This window comes from Bacteroidota bacterium (assembly GCA_016706255.1).
Taxonomy (GTDB): Bacteria; Bacteroidota; Bacteroidia; order Chitinophagales; family BACL12; genus UBA7236.
Map to the genome: position 1 here is coordinate 26,267 of JADJJZ010000007.1, position 7,217 is coordinate 33,483.

The following is a 7,217-nucleotide window of genomic DNA, read 5'->3' on the forward strand; positions in this document are numbered from 1 at the left end:
TACGATATGATTTTCAAATCGAAAATTATTGATTATTATCTCGACAAAACATTAGACTTTTAAACAACCAATTATGCGCTCGTTAAAAATTTTAGGAATTATAATCGCTGTATTAATCGTTGTGCTGGTAATCGGCTCAAATAAAGGATGGTTTAATGGCGGTGCTAAAATAACTGTCAATGCTGAAGCAGTTGAAAAAAGAACCATTGTAGAAACTGTTACCGCAAGTGGAAAAATTTATCCTGTAACTCAGGTGAGCATTTCTGCCGAAATTTCAGGTGAAATAGTTGACTTGCCTGTTAAAGAAGGTGATAAAGTAAAAGAAGGCGACTTACTTATGCGCATCAATCCCGATTTATATGAAAGTCAGGTAGAACAGGCACAGGCAGGTCTCGATAATACAAAAGCTCAATTGGCAACTGCAAGAGCGCGTGTTTTACAATCGAAATTACAATTTGATAATGCTAAAATTGCATTCGACAGAAGTGCACAATTATTAAAAGACAAAGTAATTGCCCAAATGGATTATGAGCAATCACAATTTGCTTATGAAACTTCAAAAGCAGTATATGAAATTGCACAGGAAAGTGTAACGGCAATGGAATTTACTGTTAAAAGCAGTGAAGCTATGTTGCGTGAAATGCGCAATAATTACAAACGCACATCTATTTATGCGCCTGCTGCAGGAACCGTTGTTGGTTTAAATAAAAAGAAAGGTGAAAAAGTGTTAGGTACTATTCAAATGACCGGTGATCAATTAATGAGTATTGCCGATTTAACACAAATGGAAATTCAGGTTGATGTAAGTGAAAACGATGTTTTGCGTATTGATGTTGGTGATACTGCTAATATTGAAGTGGATGCTTATTTAAACAGAAAATTCAAAGGCGTTGTTTTTCAAATTGCCAATTCTGCAGGAAGCGGAAGTGTATTAAGTGCAGTGTCTGACCAGGCAACTAATTTTAAAGTAAAAATTTATTTATTGCCGGAATCATATGCTGATTTAATGAAAGAATCAAATGGCAAATATCCTTTTTATCCGGGTATGAGCGCAACAGTTGAAATTAAAACTGATGTACAACGTAATATATTATCTATACCAATTCAGGCAATTACCACAAGAGAGGATACAACCGATACTAATAAGGATAAAAAAATAAATGAAATTGTGTATGTGCTTGATGGTGAAAAGGCAAAAGAAGTTATAGTAACATCAGGACTGCAGGATGATAATTTTATTCAAATCAAAACAGGATTAACCGAAGGAGAGAAAGTTATTTCCGGACCATACAATACCATTACCAACGTATTAAAAGATGGTGATATGGTAAAAGTGGAAGAAGAGAAAGACGAAAAAGAGGATAAGAAATAGGTGGTTGTTGGTTTAATCAAGCCCAATTATTTAATGTGTTTTTATAAGGGTGCTGACGCGCAATTAATCGCATGGTATTCTCATTTTCAAGGCAATTGTAAAACCCTTTATGGAATTGTGCGTATACAACATCATAACAGTAAAACATATTGTTATGGCACAAGTAGAAAACACCCGTTCTGCCGCTGTTGGCAAACACAATAGCCGCACTTCCCGTAAATCATTATTTATTGATTTAACACCAATGGTTGATTTGGCATTTCTGCTGATATCATTTTTATGCTTACAACTGTATTGCAGGAAAATATGTCGATGGAATTGAAAATGCCGGAAAATACCGGTGAGCCTATACCAATTCCCCACTCCAGAACTATTACGCTTATTGCAGATGCCAATAATCAACTCTATTATTATAATGGAGAGGATATGCAAAACTTATCGAAGCAATTACTCCAATGCCGGATTGCGTCAATTGTTATACGAACGTATTCAGCAGCAAAGTGCAGCTGATCCTGATAAAGGGCTGATTTGTATTATCAAACTCACCGACGGTGCTGATTACAATGATATGATTAATCTGTTAGATGAAATGGAAATTACCAATGTGCCTACCTATGCCATTCAGGATATCACCGAAGCCGAAAAAGAACAATTAAACATTTTTACAAAAAATAATTAAGCAGTGCTTATGGAAAAATGAGTACCCTTTCATCACAATCTAAAATTCACTGCTATGAACAATTTAAAAAACTATTCGGATGCCAGTATCGATGATATGGTTTTCGAAAACCGCAACCAATCTTATGGCGCTTATGAATTGCGCAGGAGTTCTGACAAACACTTAAAAATTGCATTGTTTATCGGTATTCTGAGTACATCAGTTTTCACTGCTTTTAGTTTAAACAACAAAAAATGGAAGCTATTGATGAGCCTACAATAATTGTCACCACTGTATCCGATTTGCCTGATATACCTGAGTTACCGAAAATTGAACCACCACAACCTATTGTGCAGGAAGTGATCCAGCACCAAAGCTTTCCCTAATTTCAAATGGTGGTAAGAGAAGATTTAAAGTAACCGAAGAAGTAATTGCTATTGAAGACTTAAAAGGCAAAGTTATCAGCAACAAAACTGTTGAAGGACCTATAGTTGAGGTGCCAATAATTAAAGAACCTATTGTTACAGAGCCTGTAGTAACCCGTCAGGAACCTATAACTATTGCCGAACAAATGCCCGAATACAATGGTGGATTTGTATCCATGCAACGCGATATTCAAAAACAATTCGTTACCCATCGCAGGCAATGCATCGGAACTGAAGGAACAGTTTATGTAATTTTGTGGTAAATACCGATGGTTCTGTTTCCGATGCACTTTTATGCGCGGAATTGGCGATGGATGTGATGAGGAAGCAATGGATGCAGTTGCAAAAATGCAAAAATGGGTTCCGGAAAACAAAACGGAAAAACAGTAAGAGTAAAAATTACTGTTCCAATAAAATTCGAATTAGAAAGATTAAGTTATATATTAAATTGAGTTAACAAATCAGGTTCGCCTCCCGTTACTTTTCGCGGAGGTTTTTTATTTAGGATGTTGTTGGCTAACTAAATTATACTTCGTGTATGCCAAGTTTTTTGCAACCAATTTCACTGGCTTTTTGCTCGGCGCGTTTTTTACTGTAGTCGATATCTTCTGCAATAAGTTCGGTATCTAAAAACAATCCCATTTTATACATGCGTTTGCCCTTTAGTTCATGTTCTTCAATCAAATCGAATTTGATATCTCGTCCATTTTTTTGGGCCCACTCAATAATTTTACTTTTGAAATTCACCACTACACTTTCCAACTCGGCAATTTCATAGTGAGGGGGATTAAAATTTTATGCATAAAAAAACCTGCTGGCCTGGGTATAACCTGCATCCACATAAATGGCTCAACCAATGCTTCAAGTGCGTTACCCAACACATTACTTTTGGTAAGGTCGGTGCCGCCTTTGCGGATTTGCATCATTTCTCCAAGACCGATTTTAAGTGCAACGCGGTTTAATTGTTCGCGACTGACAATTTTACTGCGCATTTCGGTAAGGAAACCTTCTGTTTTATAAGGATATTTTTAAAAGGAAGTCTGCAATCACCAAATCAATAACGCATCACCTAATAATTCGAGGCGTTCATTATTGGTATGCACTGAATTGTGGATGGAACTATGCTGAAAAGCCAGTTTGTAGACATTATAATTAATGGGAGCCAGGCCGGTAATACTGCGTAGTTTACGGCAAAAGACCTTTTCAGGTCCCATATTACAATTATAAAATTTGCGAATTTCCGACAGCAAGCAATTAACTACTCAACTTTTTAAAGATAACAGAAGCATTATGTCCGCCAAATCGAAGGTATTGCTAAGGACAGCGTTCAATTCACGATATTGTGCTTTATTGAATGTTAAGTTAAGTCTGTTATCGAAAACAGGGTCATCGGTGAAGTGGTTAATGGTAGGAGGAATAATACCATTATTTAAAGCAAGCACGCTGGCAATAGCCTCAATAGCGCCTGCAGCACCTAATAAGTGACCTGTCATTGATTTTGTTGAGCTGATATTCATTTTATAGGCATGCTCACCAAAAACAGTTTGAATTGCCTTTATTTCCTGAGGGTCGCCAATAGGGGTAGAAGTGCCGTGAACATTGATATATTCGAGTTCTTCAAGTTGCATATTGGCATCTCTCAAGCGTCTTTCACAACCAACTGAGCACCAGGCCGTCAGGATGTGGCGCTGTCATATGATAAGCATCGGCACTCATGCCTCCGCCCATATATTCAGCATAAATTTTAGCACCGCGTTTTACAGCGTGTTCGTATTCTTCCAAAATAAGTGCGCCGGCGCCTTCACCAAGAACAAAACCATCGCGGTCCAAATCAAAAGGACGAGAGGCAGTTTGTGGCGAATCGTTGCGTTCACTTAAGGCTTTCATGGCGTTAAAACCACCAACTCCCGGAGCAGTAACCGAAGCTTCTGAACCACCGGAAATAATAATATCAGCGCGACCCATACGAATACAGTCCGCAGCAATAATTATTGAGTGTGTTGATGATGCACAGGCAGATACCGTAGCGAAATTTACGCCTCTGAAACCATATCTGATGGAAATCATACCGGCAGCAATGTCGCTGATCATCTTAGGAATGAAAAATGGGTTGAAACGTGGCGTTCCATCACCCTTGGCAAAGGCAAAAACCTCTTCTTCAAAGGTTTTTATACCACCAATACCACTGGCCCAGATAACACCAACACGGTCAACATTAACTTCCTCAGACTTAATACCTGCATCTTGCACGGCTTCTTCAACTGCTGCAATAGCATAATGAAGAAACGGATCCATACGGCGTACCTCTTTTTCTCGATAACGCTCGTAGGATCGAAGTTTTCACCTCGCATGCAAAGCGGGTTTTGAAGTTGGTAGCGTCAAAACGTGTGATGAAATCAGCTCCACTCTTGCGCTACCAACCCCTCCCAATACTCGTACAGAGTTGCCCAGGGAGTCAATGCCCCTAAACCGTTACTACAACTCTTCTTGATGCCATAAGAAGGATAAGAATTACTTAACGTGTTCTTCGAGGTAGCTTAATAGCGTCACCAACTGTAGTAATGCCTTCAGCCTGTTCATCAGGAATAGAGATATTGAATTCTTTTTCAAATTCCATAATTAACTCTACTGTGTCTAATGAATCAGCGCCTAAATCATTGGTAAAGCTGGCTTCGGAACTACTTCGCCTCGTCAACACCAAGCTTGTCGATAATGATCTTTTACTTTTTCTGCAATTTCTGACATTGTTTTAGGTTTTAATACTCCCCTAAGGGGAGGAATTGTTTGAAAATAAAGTGCAAAGATAATGGAATGTATATGGATTGCTGCAAGTGTGCAGAGATATAATAGTTGTATCTTACCTTTGAGGCATCATTTTTTTTCACTTTGGCCAGGCAAAAAATCAAAATTGACCCCGAATTTAACCCATTCTTATAGGATAGCACCCCCTTCAGGACTATCGTATGGCCTGGTTTATTAATAATATACTCTATAAACAACTAGCAAAATTGACGATTTAGTCGTCGCAGACCCCTAAAACAGGGTGCAAACCGCCTATGGGCTTTTCAATTTTGTAGAAGAACTCACTAAGTCGGTTTTTCATTTGGTTCAAAACAAACAGGGCGCCAATAACCTCATTCCCGAGTTGAAGGAGCTAGACTACCTCCTGTTGATAAAAGGGGGATATTATCGCCCCAGAAAAATGAAATTGTAAAAAAATTCGACGAGATTGAACAAATTTTGGCTGTAGCCATTATTGATGTGACTACTTTAAAGTCGAAAAACAACCTCATCTTTGAGGATACATTCAAAAAAAAAAAAAGGAGAGGGACAATCCAAACAGGATATTCAAAAAAAATGAAACGAGGAGGAAACAAAACCAAAATTATTGCAACCTTAGGGCCAGCCAGCAATAATTTTGACATGATAGTAAGGCTGATAAACACGGGCGTTGATGTTTTCAGATTAAATTTTTCGCATGGCAGTCACGAAATTCATAAACATACTATTGAACTCATCAAAAGGGCGAATAAAGAGCTCAACACGCATGTGAGTATTTTGGCCGACTTACAAGGACCAAAAATTCGTTTGGGGGAGGTGTTGCCGCTAACTGTTTTAAAAGAAGGCGACACATTTGAATTTACTACTTCGCCAATGATAGGCAATAATAAAATTGCCTATATCACCTATCTAATTTTCCAAGCGATGTAGTCCGGGTGAGAACTATTTTGATTGATGATGGAAAAATTGAACTCAAGGTATTGGAAACAAATCAAAAGAACCACGTAATTACCAAAGTGGTTTTTGGTGGACCAATATCTTCAAAAAAAGAGGTAATTTACCGGATACCTCGGGTTTCTATTCCTTCGCTCACAGAAAGAGATCATGCCGATTTATTGTTTTGCATTAGAACATGGTGCCAATTGGATTGCACTTTCTTTTGTGCGCAGAAGCAGATGATATTATTCATTTAAAAAATATTATCCGCCACCACGGTAAGCACTCTAAAGTAATTGCCAAAATTGAAAAACCCGAAGCCTTAAAAAATATCGATGAAATAATTGATGCTACCGATGCCATTATGGTGGCCAGAGGTGATTTAGGTGTGGAGATGCCGGTTGAATTGGTACCTTTTACCCAAAAAGATTTGTGTCGCCGTTGCCTTGAAAAAACAACGCCGGTAATTATTGCTACTCAAATGATGGAAAGTATGATTGAAAATGCCCATCCAACCAGAGCAGAAGTTACCGATGTTGTCAACGCCGTTCTCGATGGTGCAGATGCAGTTATGTTAAGTGCTGAAACAGCTGCAGGAAAATATCCTGAAAAAGTAATTGAAACCATGGTGCGTATTATTGAGCAAGCTGAAAAAAACGAAATTGTATATAATCGCCGCCATCAGCCGGACAAACATTCTAAAACGTATTTGAGTGATGCCATTTGTTTTAATGCTTGCAATATAGCCGATGAAGTGCATGCTGCGGCAATTATGGGTATGACAAAAACAGGATACACTGCATTTATGGTATCAAGCTGCAGGCCGAAAGCGAAAATTTATGTATTCACCAATAATGAAGAAGTGGTAAATATTCTAAATTTATTATGGGGCGTTGAAGCATTTTATTACGACGGCATGCGTGGAACAAATAATACATTTAAAGAAGTACAACAACATCTTGCGCATATTGGATATTTGAAAAAAGATGATGTTATCAACTTGAACTATGCCTGTTAAAGAAATGGCAGAACAAATACTTTAAAG

Annotated in this window: 9 protein-coding genes and 3 pseudogenes; 7 read left to right on the forward strand and 5 right to left on the reverse strand. The window is 38.1% G+C overall.

What is annotated here, in order from left to right; translation table 11 throughout:
* Positions 1–73 precede the first annotated feature (73 nt).
* From IPI65_13790 to IPI65_13815, 6 genes are all read left to right on the forward strand, one after another.
* Positions 74–1,372, forward strand: coding sequence for an efflux RND transporter periplasmic adaptor subunit (locus IPI65_13790; GenBank protein MBK7442574.1), 1,299 nt, complete (start codon positions 74–76; stop codon positions 1,370–1,372).
* 154 nt (positions 1,373–1,526) lie between these two features.
* The gene (locus IPI65_13795; protein ID MBK7442575.1) at positions 1,527–1,694 is read left to right on the forward strand and encodes a hypothetical protein; all 168 of its coding nucleotides are present in this window, start codon (positions 1,527–1,529) and stop codon (positions 1,692–1,694) included.
* Positions 1,652–1,882, forward strand: coding sequence for a hypothetical protein (locus tag IPI65_13800; protein ID MBK7442576.1), 231 nt, complete (start codon positions 1,652–1,654; stop codon positions 1,880–1,882). The genes IPI65_13795 and IPI65_13800 overlap by 43 nt, the downstream gene beginning before the upstream one ends.
* Entirely contained in the window at positions 1,788–2,051 is a 264-nt protein-coding gene (locus tag IPI65_13805) for a hypothetical protein (GenBank protein ID MBK7442577.1), read from the forward strand. Before IPI65_13800 ends, IPI65_13805 begins: the two co-directional genes overlap by 95 nt.
* A 54-nt stretch (positions 2,052–2,105) precedes the next feature.
* The gene (locus tag IPI65_13810; protein ID MBK7442578.1) at positions 2,106–2,312 is read left to right on the forward strand and encodes a hypothetical protein; all 207 of its coding nucleotides are present in this window, start codon (positions 2,106–2,108) and stop codon (positions 2,310–2,312) included.
* A 214-nt stretch (positions 2,313–2,526) separates the two neighbouring features.
* Complete coding sequence (locus IPI65_13815; GenBank protein ID MBK7442579.1) at positions 2,527–2,718, forward strand: hypothetical protein; 192 nt, start codon at positions 2,527–2,529, stop codon at positions 2,716–2,718.
* Between the two features lie 262 nt (positions 2,719–2,980).
* Here the strand turns inward: IPI65_13815 and IPI65_13820 are convergent, their stop codons facing one another.
* The 5 genes and pseudogenes from IPI65_13820 to IPI65_13840 form a co-directional block, all read right to left on the reverse strand.
* Positions 2,981–3,217 carry a hypothetical protein gene (locus IPI65_13820; GenBank protein ID MBK7442580.1) on the reverse strand — a complete coding sequence of 79 codons (237 nt, stop codon included), beginning with the start codon at positions 3,215–3,217 and terminating at the stop codon, positions 2,981–2,983.
* Entirely contained in the window at positions 3,205–3,447 is a 243-nt protein-coding gene (locus tag IPI65_13825) for a hypothetical protein (protein ID MBK7442581.1), read from the reverse strand. Before IPI65_13825 ends, IPI65_13820 begins: the two co-directional genes overlap by 13 nt.
* A gap of 54 nt (positions 3,448–3,501) precedes the next feature.
* On the reverse strand, positions 3,502–3,669 hold the full coding sequence (locus tag IPI65_13830; protein ID MBK7442582.1) for a hypothetical protein: 168 nt from the start codon (positions 3,667–3,669) through the stop codon (positions 3,502–3,504).
* Between the two features lie 40 nt (positions 3,670–3,709).
* Positions 3,710–4,847, reverse strand: a pseudogene (gene fabF, locus IPI65_13835) (beta-ketoacyl-ACP synthase II).
* Positions 4,848–4,970: 123 nt separating this feature from the next.
* A pseudogene (locus tag IPI65_13840) lies at positions 4,971–5,200 on the reverse strand (acyl carrier protein).
* A gap of 612 nt (positions 5,201–5,812) precedes the next feature.
* Between IPI65_13840 and pyk the strand changes: the two are divergent.
* Positions 5,813–7,190: pseudogene (pyk, locus tag IPI65_13845) on the forward strand (pyruvate kinase).
* The last annotated feature ends 27 nt before the right edge of the window (positions 7,191–7,217 follow it).